Source organism: Pseudomonas sp. LD120 (assembly GCF_009861525.1).
Taxonomy (GTDB): Bacteria; Pseudomonadota; Gammaproteobacteria; order Pseudomonadales; family Pseudomonadaceae; genus Aquipseudomonas.
The window spans coordinates 2,231,491-2,257,388 of record NZ_WVHL01000005.1 but is presented as its reverse complement, the minus strand read 5'-3'; the positions used below and the strand labels follow the sequence as shown (position 1 = coordinate 2,257,388).

Genomic DNA, 25,898 nt, shown 5'->3' with positions numbered 1-25,898 from the left:
GACCACACCTCGCCGCCAGCCCTCATTGCAATTCGCCCTGCACCCGGTCACGCCCGGCCTGCTTGGCGGCATAGACTGCGGAGTCGGCTCGCAGCAGCAATCCGTCCGCCCCCTCCCCCTGACGCCAACTGGCAATGCCAAAACTGGCGGTGACAATCCCCACCGGCTCGATCGGTGAACTGCGCAGCCCATGCCACAGCTCCCAGGCGAGAATCGCCGCCTGCTGAGCATTGGTGTCTGGACACAAGACCATGAACTCCTCGCCGCCAAGCCGACAGAACACATCGGTGCGCCGCAAACGCCGACCAATACGTTCGCACAAGGTACGCAACACCTGATCCCCGACCCCATGACCATGCTGGTCGTTGATTCGTTTGAAATGGTCGATATCGAGCATGATCACCGCCATCTGCCCGCCTCCGCGCTCCAGCCGTTGCATCTCGATTTGCAGATGCTCCTGAAAATAGCGTCGGTTATAAATGCCCGTCAGAGCGTCAGTCACCGACAGCGCACGCAGCTCCTCCTCGACCCGTTTGAGATCGGTGATATCCGAGATGTAGCCATGCCACAGCACCGCGCCATCAGGCAGGCTTTCCGGGGTTGCGGCGCCACGCATCCAGCGCAGGCCGCGCTGCGGCAGACAAACCCGGTACTCCTCCCGCCAAGGGCTGAGTTCCTGTGCGGAGACCTGAATCGATAGGCGCACCCGCTCCACGTCCTCCGGGTGAATGCGCTCGAACACCTGGGAAGCGTCTTGCTGCAACTGCTGCGGCTCAATCTCGTAAATCTCACGAATGCCATCACTGGCGTAAGTGAAACTGGCATGCCCATCGACATCCAGCTTGAACTGATAGATGCCCCCGGGCACATGAGCGCTGAGCCTGTTGAGCAGTCGATCACGGGCCGCCAGCGCCTCGTGTACGCGCTTGCGTTCGGTAATGTCGATGCAGATCGCCAGATGCCCGACCCACAACCCCTGATCATCAAGTACCGGAGTTGCCAGCATGTTCACCGGCAGATGGCTGCCATCGCGCCGCACCAGGGTCCACTCCCGAGCCTCGTGACCATCGGCCATGCCCTCTTGCACCAGCATCGCCTGAGACACCGGGATGGGTTTGCCATATCGCTGGCTGAGGCTATGCGCCCAGCTCTGCAGTTCCTGAGGCATGTGCAGACTTTCCAGCGTCAGGTGCCCCACCGCTTCGCCGCTGCGGTAACCGAGCATGTGCTCCGCCCCAGCATTGAAAGTCGTGATGACCCCGCGCAGATCCGTAGCGATGATCGCCACCTGAGTGGCGGCATTGAGCACACTGCGCAACTGGTTGTGGGTGCCGCGCAGCTCATGCTCCCGGCTGCGCAGTTCAGCCGTGCGCTGCTCCACCAGCATCAGGGCCCGTTGTCGCTGGCTCACCAGCACATAGAGCAACGCACTGAGCAGCATACTGAGCAAGCCGCCGAGGATCACCGGGCTACTCAAGGACGAATGATTGGCCTGCAAAAAGGCCTCGCTGGGACGAATGTCCACCTGATAATCCCGATCCGCCAGACGCAGCAGACGGCTGGCGCTCAGGTGACTGGTGGTGGCGGGATTGTTCGACTCGTAGAGCACCTCATGCGGCCCCTCGGTGGACAGGTCGAGAATCCGTACCGACAGGTTGTCACTGGCCGGGACCGGCAAACCGTCCGCAACCAATTGCCGCAAGCTGATCACCGCCAACACATAGCCGTCGGGCACCGAGCGCCCAGCGCCCGGCTTCACGGCATGGCGCACCGGAGCAGCCAGCAACACGCCCCGGGCATAGGCCGGATCGACCGCCACCAAGTGCACAGGCTGTGAAACCGCCAGGCCGTTGAGCTCCCGGGCACGCTCCAGTGTGGCCCGGCGTTGAGGCTGAGCCAGCAAGTCGTAGCCCAGGGGCGAGCCCAGCGGACTTTGGGTCTGGCTATACAGCACCGGGGCATATTCATCCCGATCGCCGGCAGGCCCCAACTGGTCGGAGGCGTCCAATTGCAGAATGGAAAACCCCGCCAGCCCCTGATCCCGCACCGACTGCTCGAACGCCGAACGCTGGCTGCGACTGACCAGAGGCGCCCACGCATAAGCCTGAGTGCGATGCAACAAGGGGCGGGCATAACCTTCGAAGTCCTGGCGGGTTACCAGATCGGAATTGACAAAGAAGCGCCGCAAGCCATCCAGGCGCTGCTCCTGGTCTTGAAAGCGATCTTCGATACGGCTGTAGCGCTCGCTGGCCAGCAACTGGAAACGCTGACGCAACTGCTGTTTGTTGAGGTTGTAGGTCGACAACGCCAACAGCCCGGTGAGAACCACGCCGGCCAGCAATACCAACAAGGCCACCAGCCAGGCGGACGCTTCTTCACTAATGAAACCCAGAATCTTCGGGCGGACCAGATGCAACGGCATAAGTAGAACTCATCACGCCAACGAGTTTGGGTGTCATTCGAACCAGTTAAAGTTATAGCTATTAGCCACTAATTTGACCAGTGCCAAACAGTCCCTGAAGCCTTAAAAATCGGGCTTCCGGGACTGTCTGCCGACCATCAGCGAGCAGTGATTTTCCAGGCACGGTGGATTTTGCTGTTGCGAGCGAAATCGGGATCGATGGTTTTCGCGGTGATTTCCTCGATCTGATATCGCGCAGCGAGGTGTTCATCCAACTGGAACTTGCGGAAATTATTGGAGAAGTACAACACCCCACCTGGCGCCAGACGCGCCATGGCCAGGTCCAGCAATTGCACCTGATCGCGCTGTACGTCGAACACCCCTTCCATGCGCTTGGAGTTGGAGAAGGTTGGCGGATCAATGAAGATCAGGTCGAACTCATCGCGACAGCTGTCCAGCCAGGCCATCACATCACCCTGCTCCAGCCGATTCTTGTCGGAGAAACCGTTGAGCGAGAAGTTACGCCGCGCCCAGTCCAGGTAGGTTTTCGACAGGTCGACGCTGGTGGTGCTACGCGCCCCGCCCTTGGCCGCATGCACACTGGCAGTGGCGGTGTAGCAGAACAGGTTGAGGAAGCGCTTGCCCGCGGCCTCTTTCTGGATGCGCATGCGCATCGGCCGGTGATCGAGGAACAAACCGGTGTCCAGGTAGTCCGTCAAATTCACCAACAACTTGACCCCGCCTTCGCGGACTTCAGTGAACTGCCCCTGCGCACTCTGGCGCTCATATTGCTTGGTACCACTCTGACGTTCGCGGCGCTTGATCACCACCCGGCTCTTGTCCACATTCAACGCCTGCGGGATCGCAGCCAGCGCGTCGAACAAGCGGGCCTGGGCCTTTTCCGGGTCGATGGATTTCGGCGCAGCGTATTCCTGAACGTGCACCCAATCATGGTAGAGGTCGATGGCCAGGGAGTACTCGGGCATGTCGGCATCGTAGACCCGATAGCACTCGATCCCTTCGCGCTTGGCCCACTTGCCCAGTTGCTTGAGGTTCTTCTGCAGACGGTTGGCGAACATCTGCCCCCCCTCGCTCAAACGGGCCTGCTCGACCACTGGCGCTGGCGCCGGAGCGGGTTTGATCGGGTTGCCGTTTTTGTTGTACTGACGCTCTTGTGGCTCCAACGGCGCCTGATCGGCCTGCGCTTGCTCGCGTTCGGCCAGACGTTGCTCCGGGGTGCGGCGTTCGCCGGTGACAAACTGATCCGGCAGCACCTTGATCAACAACAGTTTGCACGGCAAGGCACCGTTCCAGAACGAATACTGCTTGTGGCTACGAATGCCCATGCGCTTGCCCAGGTCCGGAGCCCCCGTAAACACCGCCGCCTCCCAGTTCAGGCAAGCCTGACGCAGACGCTCACCGAGGTTCTGATAGAGATACAGCAAGCTGGCTTCATCCCCCAGACGCTCTCCGTAGGGCGGATTGCAGATCACCAGGCCTTTCTGGTTCTGGTCCGGACGTGGCTCGAAGGTGCCCACTTCACCTTGGTAGATCTTGATCCAGTCACTCAGACCGGCGCGCTCGACGTTGTTGCGGCCTGGTTGAATCAGCCGAGGATCGGCCTCGTAGCCGCGAATCCACAGCGGCGGCTTGGCCAAGCCAGCCTGGGCCCGCGCCTGAGCTTCGTCGTGCAATTTGCGCCACAGCGCCGGCACATGCCCAAGCCAGGCGGTAAAGCCCCACCGCTCGCGTTTGAGGTTGGGGGCGATGTCAGCAGCAATCATTGCCGCCTCCACCAAGAACGTACCGACACCACACATCGGGTCAGCCAGAGCACCGCCTTGCGCGGCGATACGTGGCCAGCCGGAACGGATCAGGATTGCCGCCGCCAGGTTCTCTTTCAGCGGCGCGGCGCCTTGCTGCAGGCGATAGCCGCGCTGGTGCAGGCTGTGGCCGGACAGGTCCAGGGAGAGGATGGCTTCGCCGCGATCCAGGCGCAGGTGAATGCGCAGGTCCGGATTGAGCTTGTCCACCGAAGGACGCTCGCCGGTCGGGGCGCGCAGCTTGTCGACGATCGCATCCTTAACCTTCAGCGCGCCGAAGTGAGTGTTATCGATGCCCGAACCGTGGCCGCTGAACTCCACCGCCAGGGTGCCATCAGCAAACATGTGGTCCTGCCAGTCGACATCCAGCACGCCGTGGTAGAGGTCCTCGGCATCCTTCATCGGAAAGCGCTTGAGGACCAACAACACACGGTTGGCCAGACGCGACCACAGGCACAGGCGATAGGCCGTCTCCATGTCGGCCATGCCGCGCACGGCGGAAGTGTGCTCACGCGCTTGCTCAAGGCCAAGCCCGACGGCTTCCTCGATCAGCAGGCCTTCAAGGCCTTTGGGACAGGTGAGGAAGAGTTCGTAACGATCCGACATGGGAATACCAAGGCCTTTAGCAATAAGTGAACGGACAACGCGTCGCCCGCTCGATTTTCAATCAAGCGCTTTTCTTCAAGAGCGCTCGTGTGGCACGAAACTGTGCCGTCCCACCCCGTCTATTTGGCTTTCTTGCAGGGCAAAAGAGCTTAGAAGCCGGGACAGATAAAAAAGTCAGGGCAACAAAATGACATAAGTCGACCCTTCGTCGAATAGTAGTTGAGTGCAACCGTTCGACATTCTCACTAAGGCATTAACCCCATCATCTAGCGAGAGGCTGATCACATCGGGCTTTGCCTGAAACCAGCATCGCAAAACGTCCCCAGCTTATGACATGGATAGCAATATCGTTACGCCCTTATGACAAAACGATCATTCACTTGCTGTGACCTATTGGTTAGAAATCAACACAGGTTGGCGCCGCAACGGCACCAACGCCAAGGCTCGCGACGCCGGCAGCGAGCACCAGCGGCAGAGGCAATCTGCCAGACCTCAAATGAAGGTCGACGGGACATAAGACAGTCAACAAGTGAGGGAAACACCCTATGAGAAGACTAAAGCGTGATCCGTTGGAAAAAGCGTTTTTACGCGGATATCAGTATGGCGTTAGTGGCAAGTCCCGTGAGCTTTGCCCATTTACTCTACCGTCGGTACGCCAAGCCTGGATTAACGGCTGGCGCGAGGGACGCGGCGACAACTGGGACGGTATGACAGGCACTGCGGGCATCCACAGACTCAACGAACTTCGCGCTGTCGGCTGATCAGGGTACATTCCGACACCTAAAACTTGAATAGATGACGATTTAACCACGCACGCCCCATCCGGGCGGCGGGCTTCGGCCCAGGGGCTCCTTCGAGGAGCCCTTTTTATTGGCCACGCTGGCGTCCGTGCTTACCGCCCCATCGCCGCGATGGCATCCACCGACTCACGAATCAACGCCGGCCCCTTGTAGATAAAGCCCGAATACAGCTGCACCAGGCTGGCGCCCGCGGCGATCTTCTCAGCCGCGTGCTTGCCTTCAGTGATGCCACCCACGGCAATGATCGGCAAACGGCCAGCCAGCTCAGCCGCCAGGACCTTGACCGTGTGCGTGCTCTTGTCTCGCACCGGCGCGCCGGACAGACCGCCCGCCTCGTCGCCATACTCCATGCCTTCGACACCTTCACGACTCAAGGTGGTGTTGGTGGCGATCACTGCGTCCATGCCGGTTTCAAGCAAGGCGCGAGCCACTTCAACGGTCTCTTCATCGCTCATGTCCGGAGCGATCTTGATCGCCAGGGGCACGCGCTGGCCATGCAGGGTCGCCAGTTCCTGCTGACGCTGGCTCAGGGCCGACAGCAACTGCTTGAGGGACTCGCCAAACTGCAGGCTGCGCAAACCCGGGGTGTTGGGCGAGCTGACGTTGACCGTGACATAGCTGGCATGGGCATAGACCTTGTCCAGGCAGATCAGGTAGTCATCCACCGCCCGCTCCACCGGCGTGTCGAAATTCTTGCCGATATTGATCCCCAGCACGCCCTTATATGAAGAGGCGGCAACCCGCGCCAGCAGGTGGTCGACCCCCAGGTTATTGAAGCCCATGCGGTTGATGATCGCTTCGGCCTGGGGCAGACGGAAGATCCGCGGCTTGGGGTTGCCCGGCTGTGGGCGCGGAGTCACGGTGCCGATCTCGACGAAACCAAAGCCCAGTTGCGCGAAGCCATCGATGGCCGCACCGTTCTTGTCCAGGCCGGCAGCCAGGCCCACCGGGTTCGGAAACTCCAGGCCCATGACCTGCACCGGCAACTGCGCCGGCGCCTTGCACAACAGACCGTTAAGGCCCAAACGCCCGCCCGCACCGATCAGGTCCAGGGACAGATCGTGGGAGGTTTCCGGGGAGAGTTTGAACAACAGCTGGCGGGCCAGGGTATACATGGGCGGGATGAACTCGGTTGGCGGCGAAATAAGGCGCCGATTATAGCCGCGCCCAGGGCTTGCAGGCGAGGCGCAGAATAAAATCCCCGACAATGGCATATGCCTTGCACCCACTTGCTCCATCAGACCTGGGCCAATGCCGGCGCAGGTTCAAGGACAATGGCGTCGTCACCCGCTCGGGCATTGCCTGGCCAGTGGGGACGACGCTTTTTTATGCAAGGTGCCAAGCCATGACTGAACACCCCAACACTGCATTGGCCTGGGTCAACGGCAGCGATGCCCCGGAAAAGTCCGCCATCAACCTGGGCTTCATGGCCCTGACCGATTGCGCCTCAGTGGTGGTCGCCGCCACCCAGGGTTTTGCCCAGCCCTACGGCCTGACCCTGAACCTCAAACGCCAGAGTTCCTGGGCCGGGCTGCGGGACAAGCTGGCAAGCGGCGAACTGGATGCCGCCCACAGCCTGTACGGCCTGATCTACGCCGTGCACCTGGGCATCGGCGGAACCCCTCCCTGCGACATGGCGGTGCTCATGGGCCTGAACCAGAACGGCCAGAGCATCAACCTGTCCCGCGAGCTGCAAGCCCTCAAGGTGACCAGTCCTGAAGCATTGGATCGCCACGTGCACCAAAGCCGGACGCGACTGACCTTCGCCCAGACCTTCCCCACCGGCACCCACGCCATGTGGCTGTACTACTGGCTGGCAAGCCAGGGCATCCACCCGCTGCAGGATGTCGACAGCGTGGTGGTGCCGCCACCGCAGATGGTCGCCCACCTGCAAGCCGGGCGCATCGACGGGTTCTGCGTCGGCGAACCCTGGAGTGCCAGCGCCGTGCAGCAGGATCAGGGCTTCACCCTGGCCACCAGCCAGGCGATCTGGCCGGACCACCCGGAAAAGGTACTGGGCTGTACCCGCGCCTTCGTCGAGCAATACCCCAACACTGCTCGGATCCTGGTGATGGCGATTCTCGAAGCCAGCCGCTTTATCGAGCAAAGCCCGGAAAACCGCCGCAGCACCGCCCAGCTCCTGAGCGCCGCCGATTACCTGAATGCACCGCTGGACTGCATCGAGCCGCGGCTGCTGGGGGACTACGCCGACGGCCTGGGCAATCGCTGGCAGGACCCTCACGCCCTGCGCTTTCACCAGCATGGCGCCGTCAACCTGCCCTACCTGTCCGACGGCATGTGGTTCATGACCCAGTTCCGGCGCTGGGGCCTGTTGCGCGAGGACCCGGACTACCTGGACGTCGCTCGCCAGGTGCAACAGCTCGACCTGTACCGCGAAGCCGCTACCGCCGTGGGCGTTGCCGCCTGGGGCCAGGACATGCGCAGCAGCCAGTTGATCGATGGCAAGGTATGGGACGGTTCAGAGCCCGCCGCTTATGCCCGCAGCTTTCGCCTGCATGCCCTCAACGACGCCCCCGCCCTGGTTGCCCAGCGCTGAACGGAGCCCGCGAACATGCTGCGTATCCTGCTGATCAACGACACCGCGAAAAAAGTCGGACGGCTCAAGGCCGCCCTCAGCGAAGCCGGTTTCGAGGTAATTGACGAATCCGGCCTGACCATCGACCTGCCCGGACGCGTCGAAACAGTGCGTCCGGACGTAATCCTGATCGATACCGAGTCACCCAGCCGTGATGTCATGGAGCAAGTGGTGCTGGTCAGCCGCGATCAACCCCGGCCCATCGTCATGTTCACCGATGAACACGATCCGGGGGTGATGCGCCAGGCGATCAAGTCCGGGGTCAGCGCCTACATCGTCGAGGGCATCCAGGTTCCGCGCCTGCAACCGATTCTCGACGTAGCCATGGCCCGCTTTGAAAGCGACCAGGCCCTGCGCGCTCAGCTCCAGGCCCGGGACCAGCAACTGGCCGAACGCAAGCGCATTGAGCTGGCCAAGGGCCTGTTGATGAAGATGAAAGACTGCGATGAAGAACAGGCCTACACCCTGATGCGTCGCCAGGCCATGAGCAAGCAGCAGAAGCTGATCCAGGTCGCGGAGCAGATCATCGCCATGCAGGAACTCCTCGGTTGACTCCTGCACCCTAAGAGCCATCCCTTTCAAGGTCTTTTCGTTTTGGCTGCCTTGATGACTCGATCGGTTGAAACATGGGCATTCACGGCCGTCCCCTGCACCCATGTTTTGGGCTTGGGTACCTTGGGGCCTCGTGGGCTTTTCGCAACTTGTTTTGGCTGGATGTTTCTGGCTAATTCCAACAAGCGCTGAGCCAGTTTTTCCGCAGGGATAACGGGAAGGTACTCCGAGGGCAGCGCAATCTGCATTCCCTCATAACCACTCCTGACCTGGACCGCCAAGTGATAGGTCGAGGCTTCCCAGCCTTCAGGCTGGGTGTCCCGATGGGCTTGTTCGACACTTCGTTTGAGTACGGCCAGGACGTTGTATGCCAATACCGCAGTAGCGAACCCGAGCAAGGCAGCTTTTGGGCTGCCAAGGGTTTCGATTTCACTTTCCAGGATCGCTTCCAGTCGCTGGAACATGCCCTCAATACTCCAGCGGCGGCGATAGAGTTCCGCGATCTGCTGTGCACTGACGCTCTCAGGTAGATTGCTCCAGAACATCAAGCTGCTGTCACCCGAGTCCGTTGGCGAATGAAGCGTCAGTTCCACGCGCCGCCATTGGTAACCGCCTCTGACGTGGATGATCTGCTCGCGCACAGTGCCTGTTTCCACAGGTACGGGCTCTTGCCACTCACCCTCTTGAATCAGGCGTGGGTGCTTGGCTTGCTGACGAATGACAAAGGATGTCTGGACCTGCTCACAAGCTTCCATGACCGGAAGCGTGCAGTAGAGTCGATCAGCCAGCCACACCTGGCCCGGCTCGGCATCAGCCAATAGAGGCAGCACACAAATACGCTCGCTTGCGTAGGCATCCTCACACGCCTGAAGGTCGATGACCTGATCGAGATCGGGGTCGTAGACAACCACCGAAAAGCCAGGACGAGCGGCACCTCGCTCGTGGCGTAGAGCGCCCAGACGTTTCTCAGTGGATGCCAAGTGGTTGCCGTCCACCACCCGAACCTGCCAGCCCGGCAGCATCGTGGTGCAACCCAGCTCTTTGATGGTTGGGGTCAGGCGTTGCGCACAGCCTGTGACCAGCGCGCGCAACAGAGCAGGTTCGGTACGACTGATCTTGTCGTAGAGGGCTGCCAAGCTGACAGGAAGATCTTCCAGTTGCCGAGCGGCGGCGTGCAGGGATGGCTTCAAACCCAATGAAACAAGGGACATCAGCTTGATGATGGTCGAGAACAGTAGTTCACGAGAGTACTGCCGTTGCCGATGTTCTTCGAAGACCTGATCGACCCACTCAGGAGCAATAGCCTGCTCCAGCGCCAACTTGGCCATGACGCTGGCAGGTGCTTTTTTCTCGAATCGAGCTAGAACATCGGTCCACATCTTCGGGGATCCCTGACTGAGATTTCAGGGGATTCTACCTAAGACCTTGAAAGGGATGACCCTAAGAGCCGGATTGCCGGCAAATAGCCCTCTGAACCTTGTAGTTCGTCTTGAGGGCGCCAGTGCTGGCAAGCCCGCTACTGCCGCCAGCTCCTGAGCCAGCTCCAACACTCGCTATCGACACGGATTGGCGCGGCTCTTGCTATCAGATCCACAACGGTAACCAACGGCGGTTGCCCCACCTACGACAAAGACGTCGCGCACCCTGCTCGCCCACCGCGAGCCAGGTGCCGACGTTTTTTCGTTTTGGCCCCACTGACCGGGGTCGGTGGCGCGGCCGTCGCGGCGCTCCACCTACAAGCTCATGACGATTCCTACGACTCTTATCAGCTGAGGTGCGCGATGAATTCAAGCTTCTGGAAATCCGGCCACACCCCGACCCTGTTCGCGGCCTTCCTGTATTTCGACCTGAGCTTCATGGTCTGGTACCTGCTGGGCCCCCTGGCGGTGCAGATTGCCGCCGACCTGCACCTGAGCACCCAGCAACGCGGGCTGATGGTGGCCACGCCGATCCTTGCCGGCGCGGTGTTGCGCTTCATCATGGGCCTGCTGGCCGATCGCCTGTCACCCAAGACCGCCGGCCTGATCGGTCAAGTGATCGTCATCGGCGCCCTGTTGGTGGCCTGGAAACTGGGCATCCACAGCTATGAGCAAGCGCTGCTCCTGGGGCTCTTCCTCGGCATGGCCGGCGCTTCCTTCGCCGTGGCCTTGCCCCTGGCGTCCCAATGGTATCCGCCACAACACCAGGGCAAAGCGATGGGCATCGCCGGTGCTGGCAACTCCGGCACCGTGCTCGCCGCACTGATCGCTCCGCTGCTGGCGACGGCTTTCGGCTGGAGCAATGTGTTCGGCTTCGCCCTGATCCCGCTAGTCCTGACCTTGGTGTTGTTCGCCTGGCTGGCGAAGAACGCCCCCGAGCGGCCACGGGCCAAGTCCATGGCTGACTACTTCAAGGCCCTGGGGGACCGCGACAGCTGGTGGTTCATGTTCTTCTACAGTGTGACCTTTGGCGGTTTCATCGGCCTGGCCAGCGCCCTGCCCGGCTATTTCAATGACCAGTACGGCCTGAGCCCGGTGACTGCTGGCTACTACACCGCCGCCTGTGTCTTCGGCGGCAGCCTGATGCGCCCTCTGGGCGGCGCCCTGGCGGACCGTTTCGGCGGTATCCGCACCCTGCTGGCGATGTACAGCGTGGCGGTGGTCTGCATCGCCGCGGTGGGTTTCAACCTGCCCAGTTCCTACGCTGCCCTGGCCCTGTTCGTCTGCACCATGCTGGGCCTCGGCGCCGGCAATGGCGCGGTCTTCCAACTGGTACCGCAACGTTTTCGCCGGGAAATCGGGGTCATGACCGGGCTGATCGGCATGGCCGGTGGCATCGGCGGTTTTGCCCTGGCCGCAAGCATGGGCGCGATCAAGCAAAGCACCGGCAGCTATCAACTGGCCCTGTGGCTGTTCGCCAGTCTTGGGGTCCTGGCCTGGTTCGGCCTGCACGGGGTCAAGCGTCGCTGGAGAACCACCTGGGGCAGCGCCGCCGTGACCGCGGCAAGGGTCTAAGCGCGCCATGGGCCTGCAACTGAGCCATGCCGAAGCCAGCGCCACCGGGCCACGGACGCAGAACCAGGACGCCTTGCGCCGGGTCACCCCGGCGCCGGACCTGGCGGCAAGCAAAGGCCTGCTGTTCGCCATCGCCGATGGCGTCAGTCAGTGCGCCGACGGCGGCCTGGCAGCACGCTCAACCCTGCAGGCGCTGGCCCTGGACTACTACGCCACGCCAGAAACCTGGCCCGTGGCCGAAGCCCTGGAGCGTCTGCTGATCGCCCAGAACCGCTGGTTGCAGGCCAACGGCGGCGGCCAGCCCCTGCTCACCACCCTCAGCGCCCTGGTATTGCGCGGGCGACGCTTCACCCTGGCCCATGTCGGCGACTGCCGGGTCTATCGCTGGCACCAACAGCAGTTGCAACGCATCAGCGAGGACCACGTCTGGGAACAACCGGGCATGCAGCATGTGCTCAAGCGCGCCCTGGGCCTGGACCAGCATCTGGTGCTGGATTTTCTCGATGGCGAACTGCACCAGGGCGAAAGCTTCCTGCTGCTCAGCGACGGGGTCTGGGCCACCTTGGGCGACACCGCCATTGCCGCCATCCTGCGGGACCAACCGGAGCCGGACAACGCGGTGGCGACCCTGGTCAACGCCGCGCACCTGGCCGGCAGCCAGGACAACGCCAGCGCACTGCTGGTGCGAGTGGACCAGCTGGGCGAAAGCAGCATTGGCGATGCCCTGCTGCACCTGCAGCAATGGCCCCTGCCTCCACCACTCACACCCGGGCACTGCTTCGAGGGCTGGCACATCGAAGCGCTGATCAACCAGAGCCAGCAATCACTGCTGTACCGGGTGCGTGACGAGCAACAGCAAGCCTGGTTGCTGAAAACCCTGCCCGGGGCCTTGCATAAGGACCTCGACGCCTGCCAGGGACTGTTGTCCGAAGAGTGGCTGCTGCGCCGCGTGGCCGGGCGTCACTTCCCCCAGGTGCACGGTGCGACATCGCGCCAGCACCTCTACTACGTGATGCGCGAGTATCCGGGCCGGACCCTGGCCAATCTGTTTCGCCTGAACGGCCCCCTGCCGCTGGCGCAATGGCAGCCCCTGGCCGAGCACCTGCTGCGGGCGATCGGTTTGCTGCACCGGCGGCAGATCCTGCACCGTGACATCAAGCCCGACAACCTGCTGCTGGGGGATGATGGCGAACTGCGGGTGCTGGATTTCGGCCTTGCCTATTGCCCCGGCTTGTCAGCAGACCCAGCACACCTGCTACCGGGCACCCCAAGCTACATCGCCCCGGAAGCCTTCGACGGCGAACCTCCCAGCCCGCAACAAGACCTCTATGCCGTGGGCGTCAGCCTGTATTACCTGCTGACCGGACACTACCCCCACGGCGAGATCGAGGCTTTCCAGCGCCCGCGCTTCGGTGCCCCGACAAGCCCCGCGCGCTATCGCCCGGACCTGCCGGAATGGCTCGCGCAAAGCCTGGAACGCGGGGTGAGTGCCGACCCCAGACGGCGCTACGAAACCGCCGAAGAATGGCTGCTGGCGCTGGAACACGGCGAACGGCGCGGCCTGAGCACGAGGCCGCGGCCCTTGCTGGAACGCGAACCCCTGAAGGTCTGGCGCGGCATCGCCCTGCTCGCCTTGCTGTTCAACCTGATGCTGTTGCTTGTGCTGCTGCATCGTTAGCTCCCGCGTCCCAGCAGACCGTTCGCAGCCTGCGGCAGCGGCTACAAACCCCTTCGGCATTGGCAGCAGGTGTAGCCGCTGTCGAGCCATAGCGAGGCTGCGAAACGCTCCGCAGAACCTTGCTTGGCGATGCCCAGGCCATTCATCGCCCCCAGCAGCCGCCCCAAAGAGCCGAAAGAGGGCGTGACGCCTCGATTCGGTGCAAGGACCATACCCGGCACGCTGACAATCTTCACAAAAGCCCCATAAACCGCGCCCTTGGCAACTTGGCACAAGCGCTGCATTAGATCAGGCAACAGACATAAAGCCGGCCTTCAACGACGAAGGCGGGCTTCCCGAGAGAACGGGATCGGACAAAGGCGTCCTCGTCAGGCCACTGACGGGACGCCTTTTTTGTTTGCGCGCAGTTTGTCGAGCCAGGCCGCACTGACCCTGCCTGAGCTCCGGAGAAGCCCATGAAAAGACTCAAACTGGTAATGATCGGCAACGGCATGGCCGGGGTCCGCACCCTGGAAGAGTTGCTCAAACTGAGCGACGAGCTGTACGACATCACCGTGTTCGGTGCCGAACCCCACACCAACTACAACCGCATCCTGCTGTCACCGGTGCTGGCCGGTGAACAGACGTTCGAGGACATTGTCCTCAACGACCTGGACTGGTACCTGGACCACGACATCAAGCTGCTGCTCAACCGCAAAGTGGTGCAGATCGACCGCATCAAGCGCCGGGTGATCGCCGAGGACGGCAGCGAGGCCGAGTACGACCGCCTGCTGATCGCCACCGGTTCCACGCCGTTTATCCTGCCGATTCCCGGCAAGGAACTGCAGGGGGTGATCGGCTATCGCGACATTGCCGACACCCAGGCGATGATTGACGCGACGAAAACCCATCAGCACGCAGTGGTGATCGGCGGCGGCCTGCTGGGCCTGGAAGCCGCCAACGGCCTCACGCTGCGGGGCATGGACGTGACCGTGGTACATATCGGCGACTGGCTGCTGGAACGCCAATTGGACCAGACCAGCGGCCAGTTACTGCAGAGCGCCCTGGAAAGCCGTGGCCTGAAGTTTCGCCTGTGTGAACAGACCCAGGCCCTGATCGATGCCGGCAATGGCCGGGTCGGCTCGGTGCAGTTCAAGAATGGCGAGATCATCCCCGCCGATCTGGTGGTGATGGCCGCCGGCATCCGCCCCAACAGCGAACTGGCGGAACGGGCCGGCCTGCCTTGCAACCGCGGGATTCTGGTCAACGACACCCTGCAGACCTTCGACCCGCGCATCTACGCCATCGGTGAATGCGCCAGTCACCGCGGTATCGCCTACGGCCTGGTGGCGCCGCTGTTCGAACAGGCCAAGGTCTGCGCCAACCACCTGGCCCAACTGGGCTTTGCCCGCTACCAGGGCTCAGTGACCTCGACCAAGTTGAAGGTCACGGGCATCGACCTGTTCTCCGCCGGGGACTTCATGGGCGACGACGGCACCGAGACCATCACCCTCGCCGACCCGATTGGCGGGGTCTACAAGAAGCTGGTGATCAAGGACGACGTACTGGTGGGCGCCTGCCTGTACGGCGATACGGCGGACGGAGGCTGGTACTTGCGGCAGATCCGCGAACAGCACGGCATTGGCGAAATCCGCGATCACCTGATGTTCGGCGAGCAGGCCTTGGGGGAGGTCGGCCACCAGGGCCAGGACAAGGCCATGAGCATGGCCGACAGCGCCGAGGTCTGCGGCTGCAATGGTGTGTGCAAGGGCAGCATCGTCAAAGCCATTCAGGAACACGGGCTGTTCAGCGTCGACGAGGTCAAGAAACACACCAAGGCCGCCAGCTCCTGCGGCTCCTGCGCCGGCCTGGTGGAGCAGATCCTGATCAACACCGTGGGCGGCGCGGCGGACGTCAAGCCGAAAAGCGAAAAGGCCATCTGCGCCTGCAGCGACCTGAACCACGGGCAGATCCGCCAGGCCATTCGCGAACAGCACCTGCTGACCGTCGCCGGCACCATGAGCGACCTCAACTGGCGCACCCCCAACGGTTGCGCCACTTGCCGCCCGGCGCTGAACTACTACCTGATCTCCACCTGGCCGGGAGAAGCCCGGGACGATCCGCAATCGCGACTGATCAACGAGCGGGCCCACGCCAACATCCAGAAGGATGGGACCTACTCGGTGGTGCCGCGGATGTGGGGGGGCGTGACCAATCCGTCCGAGCTGCGGCGCATCGCCGATGTCGCCGACAAGTACCAGGTGCCCATGGTCAAGGTCACCGGCGGCCAGCGCATCGACCTGCTGGGCATCCGCAAGGAAGACTTGCCCGGAGTCTGGAAAGACCTGGACATGCCCTCCGGCCACGCCTACGGCAAATCCATCCGCACGGTGAAGACCTGTGTCGGCAGCGAGTTCTGCCGCTTCGGCACACAGAACTCCACCCAGCTGGGCATCGAGCTGGAACACGACCTGTTCAACATGTGGTCACCGCACAAGGTCAAGCTGGCGGTCTCCGGTTGCCCGCGCAACTGCTCGGAAGCCGGGATCAAGGACGTGGGCATCATCGGCGTCGATTCGGGCTGGGAGCTGTACATCGGCGGCAACGGCGGGATCAAGACCGAGGTGGCGGAGTTTTTCGTCAAGCTCAAGACCGCCGAAGAAGTCCGCGAATACAACGGCGCCTTCCTCCAGCTGTACCGCGAAGAGGCCTTCTACCTCGAACGCACGGTGCACTACCTGCAACGGGTCGGCCTGGAGCACGTGAAAAAGGCCGTGCTGGAAGACCCGCAGCGGCGCAAGGCGCTGAACGAGCGCCTGCAGTTCTCCCTGTCCTTCGAGCAAGACCCGTGGCAGCAGCGCCTGGCCGAGCCGCAGCTGAAAAAAGAGTACGAGTCGATCCCCGTGAAACAACTGGAGGTGCCGGCATGAACTGGCTGGATATCTGCGCCCTGGAAGAGATCAATGCCCTGGGCTCGCGCATCATCAAGGGCCCCAAGGGCGATATCGCGATTTTTCGTACCAGCGACGATCAAGTCTTCGCCCTCGATGACCGCTGCCCGCACAAGGGCGGCCCCCTGTCCCAGGGATTGATCTACGGCAGGCGCGTGGCCTGCCCGCTGCACAACTGGCAGATCGACCTGGAATCCGGCGCAGCCCAGGCACCGGACGTCGGTTGCGCCCACCATCATCCGACGCGAGTGGAAAGCGGCCGAGTGCAGTTGGCCCTGCGGGAGGCCGGGTGATGCAGCGCCAGCGCACGGCCTCGACCTGTTGCTACTGCGGGGTCGGCTGCGGTGTGCTGATCGAGCATGACGGCCGGCAGATCCTCGGGGTCAGCGGCGATCCGACGCACCCGGCCAACTTCGGCAAGCTGTGCAGCAAGGGCGCCAGCCTGCATTTGACCGGCGACCGCAACGCCCGCGCCCTGTACCCGGAACTGCGCCTGGGCAAGGACCTGGCTCGCAGCCGCTGCGACTGGGACAGCGCCCTGGAGCATGCCGCCGGGGTGTTCGCCCAGACCATCGCCGAGCATGGCCCGGACAGCGTGGCGTTCTATGTCTCCGGACAACTGCTGACCGAGGACTATTACGCCTTCAACAAGCTGGCCCGGGCCCTGGTGGGCACCAACAATATCGACAGCAACTCACGGCTGTGCATGTCCTCGGCGGTGGTGGGCTACAAACGCAGCCTGGGAGCCGATGCGCCGCCTTGCAGTTATGAGGACCTGGAGCACAGCGATTGCGTGGTGATCGTCGGCAGCAACATGGCCTACGCCCACCCGGTGCTGTTTCGGCGCCTGGAGCAGGCGAAAAGCCGGCGCCCGGAGATGAAAGTCATCGTCATCGACCCGCGTCGTACCGACACCTGCGATCTGGCCGACCTGCATCTGGCGATTCTGCCGGGCACCGATGTCGCACTGTTCCACGGCATTCTCCACCTGTTGCTGTGGGAGGACTGGGTCGATCGGGACTTCATCCGCGAACACACCGAGGGCCTGGCCGAGCTGAAGCTCCTGGTCCGCGACTACACCCCGGCGATGGTGGCGCAACTCTGCGGTATCAGTCTTGAGCAACTGCAGCTGTGCGCCCAATGGATAGGGATGGCGCCCAGTTTCCTGTCGTTGTGGTGCATGGGCTTGAATCAGTCCAGCGCCGGCAGCGCAAAAAACAGTGCGCTGATCAATCTGCACCTGGCCACCGGGCAAATCGGCCGCCCTGGTACAGGGCCTTTCTCGCTCACCGGCCAGCCCAATGCCATGGGCGGGCGCGAAACCGGCAGCCTGAGCAACCTGCTCCCCGGACACCGGGAGGCCGCAGACCCTGAGCATCGTGCGCAAGTCGCCGCCTACTGGGGGGTGGAACAGTTGCCTGACAGCCCTGGACTGAGCGCTATCGAGTTGTTTGAGCAGTTGCAAAGTGGTGGCATCAAGGCCTTGTGGATCGCCTGCACCAACCCGGCGCAGTCCCTGCCAGATCAGAACGCTGTGCGGGCTGCCCTGCAGCACTGCCCTTTCGTGGTCCTGCAAGAAGCCTTCGCCACCACGGAAACCACGGCCTTTGCCGACCTGCTGCTACCTGCCGCGAGCTGGGGTGAAAAAGAAGGCACGGTGACCAATTCGGAACGCCGGGTTTCTCATGTACGCCAGGCCGTGATCGCGCCCGGCGAGGCGCGTCCTGACTGGGCCATTGCCGTGGATTTTGCCCAACGCCTGGAGCGACGCCTGCGGCCCGGACAGCCGAGCCTGTTTGACTTCGATGCCCCCGCCCAGCTGTTCGATGAGTACAAAGGCCTGACCCAGGGCCGCGACCTGGATCTGTCTGGCCTCAGTCACGCGTTGATCGATCGTCTCGGCCCGCAGCAATGGCCCTTCCCCGCTGGCGCAACACAGGGCACCCCGCGCTTGTATGGGGATGGACGCTTTCCCACGGCCACAGGCCGTGCGCATTTTGTCAGTGATCCTTACCTGGCCGCCAAGGAACAGCGGGATGCGCGCTACCCCCTGACGCTGCTCACCGGTCGGCTGCGGGACCATTGGCACGGCATGAGCCGCACCGGCACCGCGGCGCAATTGTTCGGCCATGTCAGCGAGGCACTGCTAAGCCTGCATCCGGATGAACTGCGGCGCCAGCGGCTACGGGAAGGTGATCTGGTGAACCTGAAAAGCCGCCGAGGCTCCGTGATCGTCGCCGTCAACAGTGATGACAGTGTGCGCCCCGGCCAGGCATTTCTACCCATGCACTGGGGCGACCGCTTCCTCAAGGGCGGGGTCAATGCCGTCACCCAACCGGCCTTCGACCCTCTGTCCAAGCAGCCGGAACTCAAACACAGCGGTGTGCGCCTGGAGCCAGTGCAACTGCCTTGGCACTTGTTTGCCTTGATCGAAGGCGACGTGCAGGCCCACTTCAAGACCCTGCGCCCCCTGTGCGAAGCCTTTGCCTACGTCAGCCTCAGCCTGACCGGTCGCGACCGGCCGGCCCTGGTGGTTCGAGCCGCTCACCAAGAGGCGCCACCGCCGGCACTGCTCAAGCTCATCGATCAGCAGTTGGGGCTCGATATCGGGCCGGTGCTGGCCTATGACGATCCACGTCGGGCCATCGGCAAGCGAGTGCGCATCGAACAGGGGCGGATCACTGCCATTCGCCTGGCCGGGGAAACCCTGGCCCAGCACTGGCTGCAGCAACTGTGGCTCAAGGGGCGCACCGATGAGCAACTAAGACGCTGGCTGCTCGCGCCGATGAGCCATCCGCCAGGAGCAGACGGCTTAGGCGGAAAACAGGAGCGCACCCTGTGCAACTGCAAGAACGTCAGCTACCGGGCGATTTGTGCCGGTATCGCTGAAGGCTTGAACCTCGATCAACTGAAACAACAGCTGGGTTGCGGCAGCCAATGCGGCTCCTGCGTGCCGGAGATCAAGCGCCTGCTGGCGACTCCGGTGCAACCTGTCGCCGTCCCTGTATGAGGAAAACGTATGAGCGCAAAAGTCTGGCTGGTGGGTGCTGGGCCCGGCGACCCTGAGTTGCTGACACTCAAGGCCGTACGCGCCCTCGGTGAAGCCGATGTGGTGTTGATCGACGATCTGGCAAACAACGCGGTGCTGGAACATTGCCCCACGGCGCGAGTCATTCCGGTGGGCAAACGCGGTGGCTGTCGCTCCACGCCCCAGGCCTTCATTCATCGCCTGATGCTGCGCTATGCCCGTCAGGGGCGCTGCGTGGTACGCCTCAAGGGGGGCGATCCGTGCATTTTCGGGCGAGGTGGCGAGGAAGCTCAGTGGCTGAAGGAGCGCGGGATCGAAGTGGAGCTGGTCAATGGCATCACCGCCGGACTGGCCGGCGCAACCCGTTGTGATATTCCCCTGACCCTGCGTGGCGTGGCTCGGGGCGTGACGCTGGTGACCGCCCACACTCAGGATGACAGCAGCCTGAACTGGCAGGCCCTGGCGCAAAGCGGTACAACTCTGGTGATCTACATGGGGGTGGCGAAGCTGGCGGAGATCGCCGGGCAGTTGCGTGACGGCGGTCTGGCCGCCGATATGCCGGTGGCGATGATTGAGAATGCTTCGCTGCCTGAACAGCGTGAATGCCGCAGCGATCTGGCGGGGATGGAGCGTGATGCCCTGCGCTTCGAGTTGAAGAGCCCGGCGATCCTGGTCATCGGCGCAGTGGCCGCCACTGAATCCGTGGTCCACGCCTCTGTGCGCCAAGCCTGAGTCACGCCTCCCGCACAGGTAAATCGCAGGCAAAGAAAAACCCGGCCTTGGCCGGGTTTTTCCAAGCTACAAGGCTAATTAATTAGCTTGAGCTTCTACCGAGGCTTCTACGCGACGGTTGATGGCGCGACCTGCTTCAGTTGCGTTGTCGGCAACTGGGCGGGACTCACCGTAACCAACGGATTGAACGCGGTCAGCGCCAACGCCGTACTGGTTGACCAGAACTTGTTTAACGGCGTTTGCACGACGCTCAGACAGCTTCTGGTTGTAAGCGTCAGGACCGACGGAGTCAGTGTGACCTTCAACAACGGTGGTGGTCTGTGGGTACTGATTCATGAAATCAGCCAGGTTCTTGATGTCAGCGTAGCTGTTAGGCTTAACGACCGACTTGTCGAAGTCGAACTTCACGTCCAGCTCAACACGAACAACTTCAGCAACTGGAGCTTCTGGAGCTGGTTCTGGAGCTGGTGCTGGCTCTGGAGCAGGCGCTGGAGCAACTTTGCCGCCGCTGCCACCGAAGTTCACGCCCAGACCGATGGTAGGAGCGTAGTCCCACTTACCGTTGTCCAGCTTGTAGTCAGCTTCAACGCCAGCACGAGCGAACAGGTTGTTGGTGAAGTAGTACTTAACACCAGCGCCAGCAGTCAGGAAAGTCGACTGGTCGCGGCCGCTGTGGCCGTCAGCGATGACGTTGGTCATGCTCTTGTGAGCAACACCGCCGGAAACGTATGGACGCAGAGCGTCACCCACGGTACCAAAGTGGTACTGAGCGTTCAGGCCAAAGTTGTCGCCCTTGATTTTCTGGTTACCAGTACCGTCGTTAGAACGGGTGTGGTTGGTCTTGTCGTAGGTGGCATTCAACGACAGATCGTCGGTCAGGAAGTAACCGATCGATGCGCCAGGGTTGAAGCCGTCTTCAACGTGATTAACGCTGTCGTTGTACTGTTTTTTGTAAAACAGTTCACCCTCGACCGCGCCTTGGCCCTGCGCCAGAACGCCGAACGAAGTCACGGCAACAATAGAACCAATGGCAATGCCCAAGGTGTTTTTCAGTTTCATCCGTTAAATCCCCATCTGGTGATTGTAAAGCAGTCCCACATACCGGGGGACAACTCGGCGGCAAGTCTATCAGAACTCGCCTAGACGTAAGAGACATTTGCGCCGAACTAAGTTTCAGCAATACCTGCAAATTTCTCACGCAATTTATCAAGAGCACGCTTGTAACGCATTTTTGTAGCACTCAAACCCATGTGCATGATGTCCGCAATCTCTTGAAACTCCAGCTCTGCGACAAAACGTAGCACCAGAATTTCCCGATCAATCGGGTTTACATGCACCAACCAGCGGTCAAGCCCACCCTTCTCCTCAGGTTTCGGCGCCTTCTCTTCAGAGGCCTCCTCGAGGGGATCAAGACTCAAAGCGTCCATCAACCGACGCTTGCGCCGCTCTTTGCGATACTGCGTGATGCATTCGTTGTACGTGATGCTATATAGCCATGTCTTAAACTTTGATTTGCCCTCAAAGTTCTTAAGGCCATACAACACCTTCAACATCACTTCCTGACAGACATCATCCGCATCCCGATCGTTCCCTAAATAACGCGCACACACATTAAATAGGGTTCTCTGGTAGCGCCGCATCAACTCTTCATAGGCGCGTGTTACGTGAAACAGCTCCGTATGTGAGCGCGCAACCAACTCCTCATCAGAGAGCTCACGGGGGTCATAGCGCGTGGATAGCGATTGGGTTTTGTTCAAAACGAGTCGTGCCGACAGTCAGGTCAATGTCCGCCGCTACCCGGTAGGGCATTTTGCGGCGGCATACATTAGCAGGGTTTGCCGGGTTAGCGGCTACTTACATGCTGCTCCAGCAGGATCCGGTTAGAGAGGGAGACTAGCTCACCCTCCTCGGTCAGCAATGTAGTTTTAACCGTGCCAATCTCTTCGATCTGGCCTTCGACCTCACCAACACGCACTTGTTGCCCAACCTGGTACAACTCACGCACATAAATTCCCGCAAGAATCTGCCCGGCAATCTCCCGGCTTCCCAAACCCATGGCCAGCGCAACGGCCAGACCAACGGTAATCAAAACAATCACGATCACATGGTTGAGCAGGTCGGTTTTGACCTCCAACTGGCTGATCGCTACAGAAATACTGATGATGATCACCAGCCCTTGGGCAATCCGCCCCAGGCCACTGGCGTAATCCAGCCCGACGCCTTCAGCGGCTCCGCGTACCAGTCCGTTGGCCAACTGCGCCAGGAGCACCCCGACCAGCAATACCAACGCGGCACCAAACACCTTAGGCAAGTACAGCGCGAGCATGTCGAGCGTAGCCGAAACACGCTCAAGACCGAGGGACTCAGCCGCAGACACCAGAAAAATCAACAGCACGAACCAATAGACAATCTTGCCGATCAAGGTGGAAATCGGCACTTGCAGCCCAGCACGGGACAGCAACTTGGTCAGGCCGGTGCCGCCCATCAAACGATCCAGGCCCAGCTTGGCCAGCAGTTTCGACAGCAGAGTATCGAGCAGCTTGGCCACTACGAAACCCAGTAGCAGCACCACCAATGCGCCGAACAGGTTCGGAATGAAATTCGCCACCTTGGTCCACAAGGCAGTCATCGCCGTGACCAGGCTCTGCGTCCAGAGATCAAGTTCCATATTCAATCAGCCTTATCAGCAGTGCGAGCAGTAGATTTACGACGGGAAACCGGCGCGATATGGGCCGATCCATTATTCAAGGCAATCATCAACGCTGGTAACCAGCGGCCCAGCAAGCTGAACAGATCTCCCGCGCCCACCTGACGGTTGGCGGTTTTCAGTACGCGGCCCAGGCAAGCGTCGTCATCGCGACTCGATGGCGAGGCTTTGAGCATGTCACGTAACGATTCTTCAAACGGATCGTGCATACGCACCTCTGGTGATATCTGAAAAAGACGCGATCAGATTTATTCGGGTCACATGGAGCCCCTTCACACCCAGCGCAAACGACGAAACAACCACCACTGCCCCAGAGCCACCGCCACCAGCAACACACAAGCGATGATGAAGCCATAGGGGCTGGCGGAAAACGGAATACCGCCGACGTTGATCCCCAAAAGCCCGGTGAGAAAGCTCATGGGCAAGAAGATGCCTGTGATGATTCCGAAGCGATACATGGTGCGATTCATGCGCACGCTCAAACGCCGGTCCTCAGCCTCCAGCACAAGCCCCATGCGCTCCCGGGTCAATTCCAGTTCTTCCAGATAGCGGGTCAGGCTGTTGTGCAGCTCATTCCAGTAATCACCGTCATCAACGGCAAACCAGGGGAGTTTTATCCGACTCATTTGCGCGAATATATCGCGCTGTGGCGCCAGAAAACGCTTCAACCCGGCAGCCCGTCGACGGATCTGCAAAATGCTGCCGTGCTCCGGCGTATACCGTTCGTCGGCATCTAGATTTTCTTCTTCGCCGTCGACCACTTCGCAGAGATCACTGACCAGTTGCTGCACCTTATGCGTCAAGTACTCGGCCATATACAGGAGCAGCTCGGCGGAATTCTTTGGCCCTTTGCCTTCGGCCAACTGCGCCAGCAGTTCATCAGTAGCCCGCAAGGGACGCAAACGCAGGGAAATCACCCGTTGCGCAGCAGCGAAGATCCGCACCGAGACCATGTCTTCAGGCTCGGCCCCAGGATTGAGATTGATGCCCCGCAGAAACAGCAGCAGCTCCGAGTCCGGCAGGGCCAGCAAGCGCGGCCGGGTGTTTTCCTCCAGTAGCAGATCACAACTAAACTCGCTCAGGCCGCTGGAGCGGCGTAGCCAGGTCTGAGTTTGCGGATGACTGCGATCCCAATGCAGCCACAGGCTTTCGTGGGCCTGTAGCTGCAGATCGTCAAGCTCCGTCCGAGCAAGCGAACGCGCACCGCCTTGACCGTCGAGCACCAGGGCGTGCACCAGCCCCCACTGCGCGTTTTCTTCCTCGAACATCCTCATCCCTTGTCAGGCCAATTGTTTATTCAGGCATTTTCAGCGGGCTTGGCGACACGATCACGCCATTGTTGTCAGCGTAGACATACTCGCCCGGGCGAAAGGTCACCCCGGCAAAGGTCACCGCGACATTGAGATCACCAATTCCGCGCTTGTCGGTCTTCATCGGGTGACTGGCCAGGGCCTGGACCCCAAGGTCTGTCTGCGCGATGACATCCACGTCACGGATGCAACCGTAGATCACCAGACCTTCCCAGCCGTTCTTGGCCGCCTTCTCAGCCAGCATGTCACCCAGCAACGCGCGGCGCAGAGAGCCGCCCCCGTCGACCACCAACACCTTGCCCTGCCCCTTGAGTTCGACCTGCCCCTTGACCAACGAGTTGTCCTCGAAGCACTTGATGGTGACGATTTCGCCACCAAAGGAGTCGCGGCCACCGAAATTGCTGAACATGGGCTCAACCACTTGCACCAGGTCCGGGTAGGCGTCGCACAGGTCGGGCGTGAGGTAATGGTTCATCGAGAAACTCCTTTAACAGAAAGAACACGATCGAAGATCATCGGATATTCCGGGACTGCCTTAAAAAAACGAGCTTGCACAGCCGCTATTTAACCTGCGCCACCTGAGCCACTGATCAGCCCGGTCACAGACTTGCCAAACCGAGCCAGCAGAACCGCAAACGACCAAAAAATCCGAATGTGACTAAAACAGCAAAAAGCGTCATATCTTAGCCACAAGCACAATCGAGCGAAATGCCCTTTTCAGAGCCTTCGCTTCAAACCATCACCTGCTCGGAGGCAGAAACCAACAGCGGCGCACGCTGATCCTGAAGCCAGCGCGCCACCAGCGGCCAGACCTCCGCCTGCGCCGGCTTGCTCACCAGCATCTCGACATGACCGAAATGACTGCTGAACCCCTGTTCACGCCCCAGGCAGACAAATTGTTTCTGCTCGCTTCCCAACTGGTCGAACAGCTTGCGACAGGCCCAAGTCGGATCCTGGTGATCGCCCGCCGCACTGACCGCTAGCGCCGGCACCGTAACGCTCTCCAATCCCGCCCACCAGTCCTTGTCAGCGTCGCCAAAGCGGCCGAACAGGCCGTGCCAACGCATACTTTCCAGCGCCAGCCCAATCGGTTCATCTTCCGGCCCTCGCTTGAGTCGAGAACCTGAAAGCTGGGCAAACCGCTTGATGACCAGGCGCCCGCCCCACTCCACCAAGGGAATCTTCAACGGCCAGTAAGTGCGACTGATCTGAGTGCCGAAAAACGCCGCCGAAGCCACACCGGCCTCCCCCAGATACTGCCCCCCCAGAGCCGCCGCCAAGGTGGTGCCACCGAGGGAGTGACCAATCCAGTGGGGAATCTGCGCGCTTTGCTCACGAACAAAAGCGGCGATCGCCGGCAGATCGTAACGAGCATAGTCGGCCACTTGGTTCTTGCGATAATCAGCATTGCGCCGCGACAGACCGTGACCGCGCATTTCCGCAATCCACACATCGAATCCGGCGCGTGCCAGATAAGCCCCCAGGCCAATACCCTTAGGCGAATACCAGAAACGCCGGTTGGAAAAGCTGCCATGAAGCAGGATCACCGGCACACCCCGAGCTTCGGGTTCGTCAGCCAGCCCCAAACGGGTAACAGCCAGCTCCACGGAGGAGTCTGGGCTGTTGCCAGGCTTCAAGCGATAGACATCTTCGCTGAGGTCGCCTCGACGCTCGGCACTGATCAAGGCGACGGGAAATAGGTTGCTGCTGCTTTGCATATTCTTCTTGCACAAAAAAGGGCG

General features: G+C 61.3%; 20 protein-coding genes. 9 read left to right on the top strand and 11 right to left on the bottom strand.

Annotated elements, in window-relative coordinates:
• Positions 1-22: 22 nt before the first annotated feature.
• Positions 23-2,422 carry a diguanylate cyclase gene (locus tag PLD_RS24665; protein ID WP_159897327.1) on the bottom strand — a complete coding sequence of 800 codons (2,400 nt, stop codon included), beginning with the start codon at positions 2,420-2,422 and terminating at the stop codon, positions 23-25.
• Between the two features lie 137 nt (positions 2,423-2,559).
• Positions 2,560-4,830, bottom strand: a complete 2,271-nt coding sequence (gene rlmKL / locus PLD_RS24660) for a bifunctional 23S rRNA (guanine(2069)-N(7))-methyltransferase RlmK/23S rRNA (guanine(2445)-N(2))-methyltransferase RlmL (RefSeq protein ID WP_159897326.1) — start codon at positions 4,828-4,830, stop codon at positions 2,560-2,562.
• A gap of 545 nt (positions 4,831-5,375) precedes the next feature.
• Here rlmKL and rmf point away from each other — a divergent pair.
• Positions 5,376-5,591, top strand: coding sequence for a ribosome modulation factor (gene rmf, locus PLD_RS24655; protein ID WP_159897325.1), 216 nt, complete (start codon positions 5,376-5,378; stop codon positions 5,589-5,591).
• Between the two features lie 131 nt (positions 5,592-5,722).
• Here rmf and PLD_RS24650 read toward each other — a convergent pair whose 3' ends face one another.
• Positions 5,723-6,745: a quinone-dependent dihydroorotate dehydrogenase gene (locus tag PLD_RS24650; protein WP_159897324.1), complete on the bottom strand. Its 1,023-nt coding sequence runs from the start codon at positions 6,743-6,745 to the stop codon at positions 5,723-5,725.
• A gap of 230 nt (positions 6,746-6,975) precedes the next feature.
• Between PLD_RS24650 and PLD_RS24645 the strand changes: the two genes are divergently transcribed.
• A complete protein-coding gene (locus tag PLD_RS24645; RefSeq protein WP_159897323.1) occupies positions 6,976-8,187 on the top strand; it encodes a CmpA/NrtA family ABC transporter substrate-binding protein in 1,212 nt (403 codons plus the stop codon).
• 15 nt (positions 8,188-8,202) lie between these two features.
• Positions 8,203-8,778 (top strand): ANTAR domain-containing response regulator, encoded by a 576-nt coding sequence (locus PLD_RS24640; RefSeq protein ID WP_159897322.1) that lies wholly within the window; start codon positions 8,203-8,205, stop codon positions 8,776-8,778.
• Positions 8,779-8,804: 26 nt separating this feature from the next.
• Here PLD_RS24640 and PLD_RS24635 read toward each other — a convergent pair whose 3' ends face one another.
• Positions 8,805-10,106: an IS4 family transposase gene (locus PLD_RS24635; RefSeq protein ID WP_159890820.1), complete on the bottom strand. Its 1,302-nt coding sequence runs from the start codon at positions 10,104-10,106 to the stop codon at positions 8,805-8,807.
• A gap of 453 nt (positions 10,107-10,559) precedes the next feature.
• Here PLD_RS24635 and PLD_RS24630 point away from each other — a divergent pair, with 453 nt between their 5' ends.
• From PLD_RS24630 to cobA, 6 genes are all read left to right on the top strand, one after another.
• On the top strand, positions 10,560-11,771 hold the full coding sequence (locus PLD_RS24630; RefSeq protein ID WP_159897321.1) for a NarK/NasA family nitrate transporter: 1,212 nt from the start codon (positions 10,560-10,562) through the stop codon (positions 11,769-11,771).
• Between the two features lie 7 nt (positions 11,772-11,778).
• Positions 11,779-13,449, top strand: coding sequence for a bifunctional protein-serine/threonine kinase/phosphatase (locus PLD_RS24625; protein ID WP_159897320.1), 1,671 nt, complete (start codon positions 11,779-11,781; stop codon positions 13,447-13,449).
• Between the two features lie 455 nt (positions 13,450-13,904).
• Positions 13,905-16,358, top strand: a complete 2,454-nt coding sequence (nirB, locus tag PLD_RS24620; RefSeq protein WP_159897319.1) for a nitrite reductase large subunit NirB — start codon at positions 13,905-13,907, stop codon at positions 16,356-16,358.
• Positions 16,355-16,672: a nitrite reductase small subunit NirD gene (nirD, locus tag PLD_RS24615; protein ID WP_159897318.1), complete on the top strand. Its 318-nt coding sequence runs from the start codon at positions 16,355-16,357 to the stop codon at positions 16,670-16,672. The genes nirB and nirD overlap by 4 nt, the downstream gene beginning before the upstream one ends.
• Positions 16,672-19,389 carry a nitrate reductase gene (locus tag PLD_RS24610; RefSeq protein ID WP_159897317.1) on the top strand — a complete coding sequence of 906 codons (2,718 nt, stop codon included), beginning with the start codon at positions 16,672-16,674 and terminating at the stop codon, positions 19,387-19,389. Before nirD ends, PLD_RS24610 begins: the two co-directional genes overlap by 1 nt.
• Positions 19,390-19,398: 9 nt before the next feature.
• On the top strand, positions 19,399-20,139 hold the full coding sequence (gene cobA / locus PLD_RS24605; RefSeq protein WP_159897316.1) for a uroporphyrinogen-III C-methyltransferase: 741 nt from the start codon (positions 19,399-19,401) through the stop codon (positions 20,137-20,139).
• 78 nt (positions 20,140-20,217) lie between these two features.
• Here the strand turns inward: cobA and PLD_RS24600 are convergent, their stop codons facing one another.
• The 7 genes from PLD_RS24600 to PLD_RS24570 form a co-directional block, all read right to left on the bottom strand.
• Positions 20,218-21,198 (bottom strand): OmpA family protein, encoded by a 981-nt coding sequence (locus PLD_RS24600; RefSeq protein ID WP_159897315.1) that lies wholly within the window; start codon positions 21,196-21,198, stop codon positions 20,218-20,220.
• Between the two features lie 107 nt (positions 21,199-21,305).
• Entirely contained in the window at positions 21,306-21,896 is a 591-nt protein-coding gene (gene sigX, locus PLD_RS24595) for an RNA polymerase sigma factor SigX (RefSeq protein ID WP_011060195.1), read from the bottom strand.
• A gap of 86 nt (positions 21,897-21,982) precedes the next feature.
• Complete coding sequence (locus tag PLD_RS24590; RefSeq protein ID WP_016964357.1) at positions 21,983-22,807, bottom strand: mechanosensitive ion channel domain-containing protein; 825 nt, start codon at positions 22,805-22,807, stop codon at positions 21,983-21,985.
• 2 nt (positions 22,808-22,809) lie between these two features.
• Entirely contained in the window at positions 22,810-23,061 is a 252-nt protein-coding gene (locus tag PLD_RS24585) for a CrfX protein (protein WP_371929081.1), read from the bottom strand.
• A gap of 57 nt (positions 23,062-23,118) precedes the next feature.
• Positions 23,119-24,114, bottom strand: a complete 996-nt coding sequence (locus PLD_RS24580; protein ID WP_159897313.1) for a zinc transporter ZntB — start codon at positions 24,112-24,114, stop codon at positions 23,119-23,121.
• Between the two features lie 25 nt (positions 24,115-24,139).
• Complete coding sequence (gene rraA / locus PLD_RS24575; protein ID WP_159897312.1) at positions 24,140-24,631, bottom strand: ribonuclease E activity regulator RraA; 492 nt, start codon at positions 24,629-24,631, stop codon at positions 24,140-24,142.
• A 256-nt stretch (positions 24,632-24,887) separates the two neighbouring features.
• The gene (locus PLD_RS24570; RefSeq protein ID WP_159897311.1) at positions 24,888-25,874 is read right to left on the bottom strand and encodes an alpha/beta fold hydrolase; all 987 of its coding nucleotides are present in this window, start codon (positions 25,872-25,874) and stop codon (positions 24,888-24,890) included.
• Between the last annotated feature and the right edge of the window lie 24 nt (positions 25,875-25,898).

Coding starts and splice junctions, on each gene's coding strand:
- PLD_RS24665 (WP_159897327.1), bottom strand. CDS start 2,422: ATGCCGTTGCATCTGGTCCGCCCGAAGATTCTGGGTTTCATTAGTGAA.
- rlmKL (WP_159897326.1), bottom strand. CDS start 4,830: ATGTCGGATCGTTACGAACTCTTCCTCACCTGTCCCAAAGGCCTTGAA.
- rmf (WP_159897325.1), top strand. CDS start 5,376: ATGAGAAGACTAAAGCGTGATCCGTTGGAAAAAGCGTTTTTACGCGGA.
- PLD_RS24650 (WP_159897324.1), bottom strand. CDS start 6,745: ATGTATACCCTGGCCCGCCAGCTGTTGTTCAAACTCTCCCCGGAAACC.
- PLD_RS24645 (WP_159897323.1), top strand. CDS start 6,976: ATGACTGAACACCCCAACACTGCATTGGCCTGGGTCAACGGCAGCGAT.
- PLD_RS24640 (WP_159897322.1), top strand. CDS start 8,203: ATGCTGCGTATCCTGCTGATCAACGACACCGCGAAAAAAGTCGGACGG.
- PLD_RS24635 (WP_159890820.1), bottom strand. CDS start 10,106: ATGGCCAAGTTGGCGCTGGAGCAGGCTATTGCTCCTGAGTGGGTCGAT.
- PLD_RS24630 (WP_159897321.1), top strand. CDS start 10,560: ATGAATTCAAGCTTCTGGAAATCCGGCCACACCCCGACCCTGTTCGCG.
- PLD_RS24625 (WP_159897320.1), top strand. CDS start 11,779: ATGGGCCTGCAACTGAGCCATGCCGAAGCCAGCGCCACCGGGCCACGG.
- nirB (WP_159897319.1), top strand. CDS start 13,905: ATGAAAAGACTCAAACTGGTAATGATCGGCAACGGCATGGCCGGGGTC.
- nirD (WP_159897318.1), top strand. CDS start 16,355: ATGAACTGGCTGGATATCTGCGCCCTGGAAGAGATCAATGCCCTGGGC.
- PLD_RS24610 (WP_159897317.1), top strand. CDS start 16,672: ATGCAGCGCCAGCGCACGGCCTCGACCTGTTGCTACTGCGGGGTCGGC.
- cobA (WP_159897316.1), top strand. CDS start 19,399: ATGAGCGCAAAAGTCTGGCTGGTGGGTGCTGGGCCCGGCGACCCTGAG.
- PLD_RS24600 (WP_159897315.1), bottom strand. CDS start 21,198: ATGAAACTGAAAAACACCTTGGGCATTGCCATTGGTTCTATTGTTGCC.
- PLD_RS24590 (WP_016964357.1), bottom strand. CDS start 22,807: ATGGAACTTGATCTCTGGACGCAGAGCCTGGTCACGGCGATGACTGCC.
- PLD_RS24580 (WP_159897313.1), bottom strand. CDS start 24,114: ATGTTCGAGGAAGAAAACGCGCAGTGGGGGCTGGTGCACGCCCTGGTG.
- rraA (WP_159897312.1), bottom strand. CDS start 24,631: ATGAACCATTACCTCACGCCCGACCTGTGCGACGCCTACCCGGACCTG.
- PLD_RS24570 (WP_159897311.1), bottom strand. CDS start 25,874: ATGCAAAGCAGCAGCAACCTATTTCCCGTCGCCTTGATCAGTGCCGAG.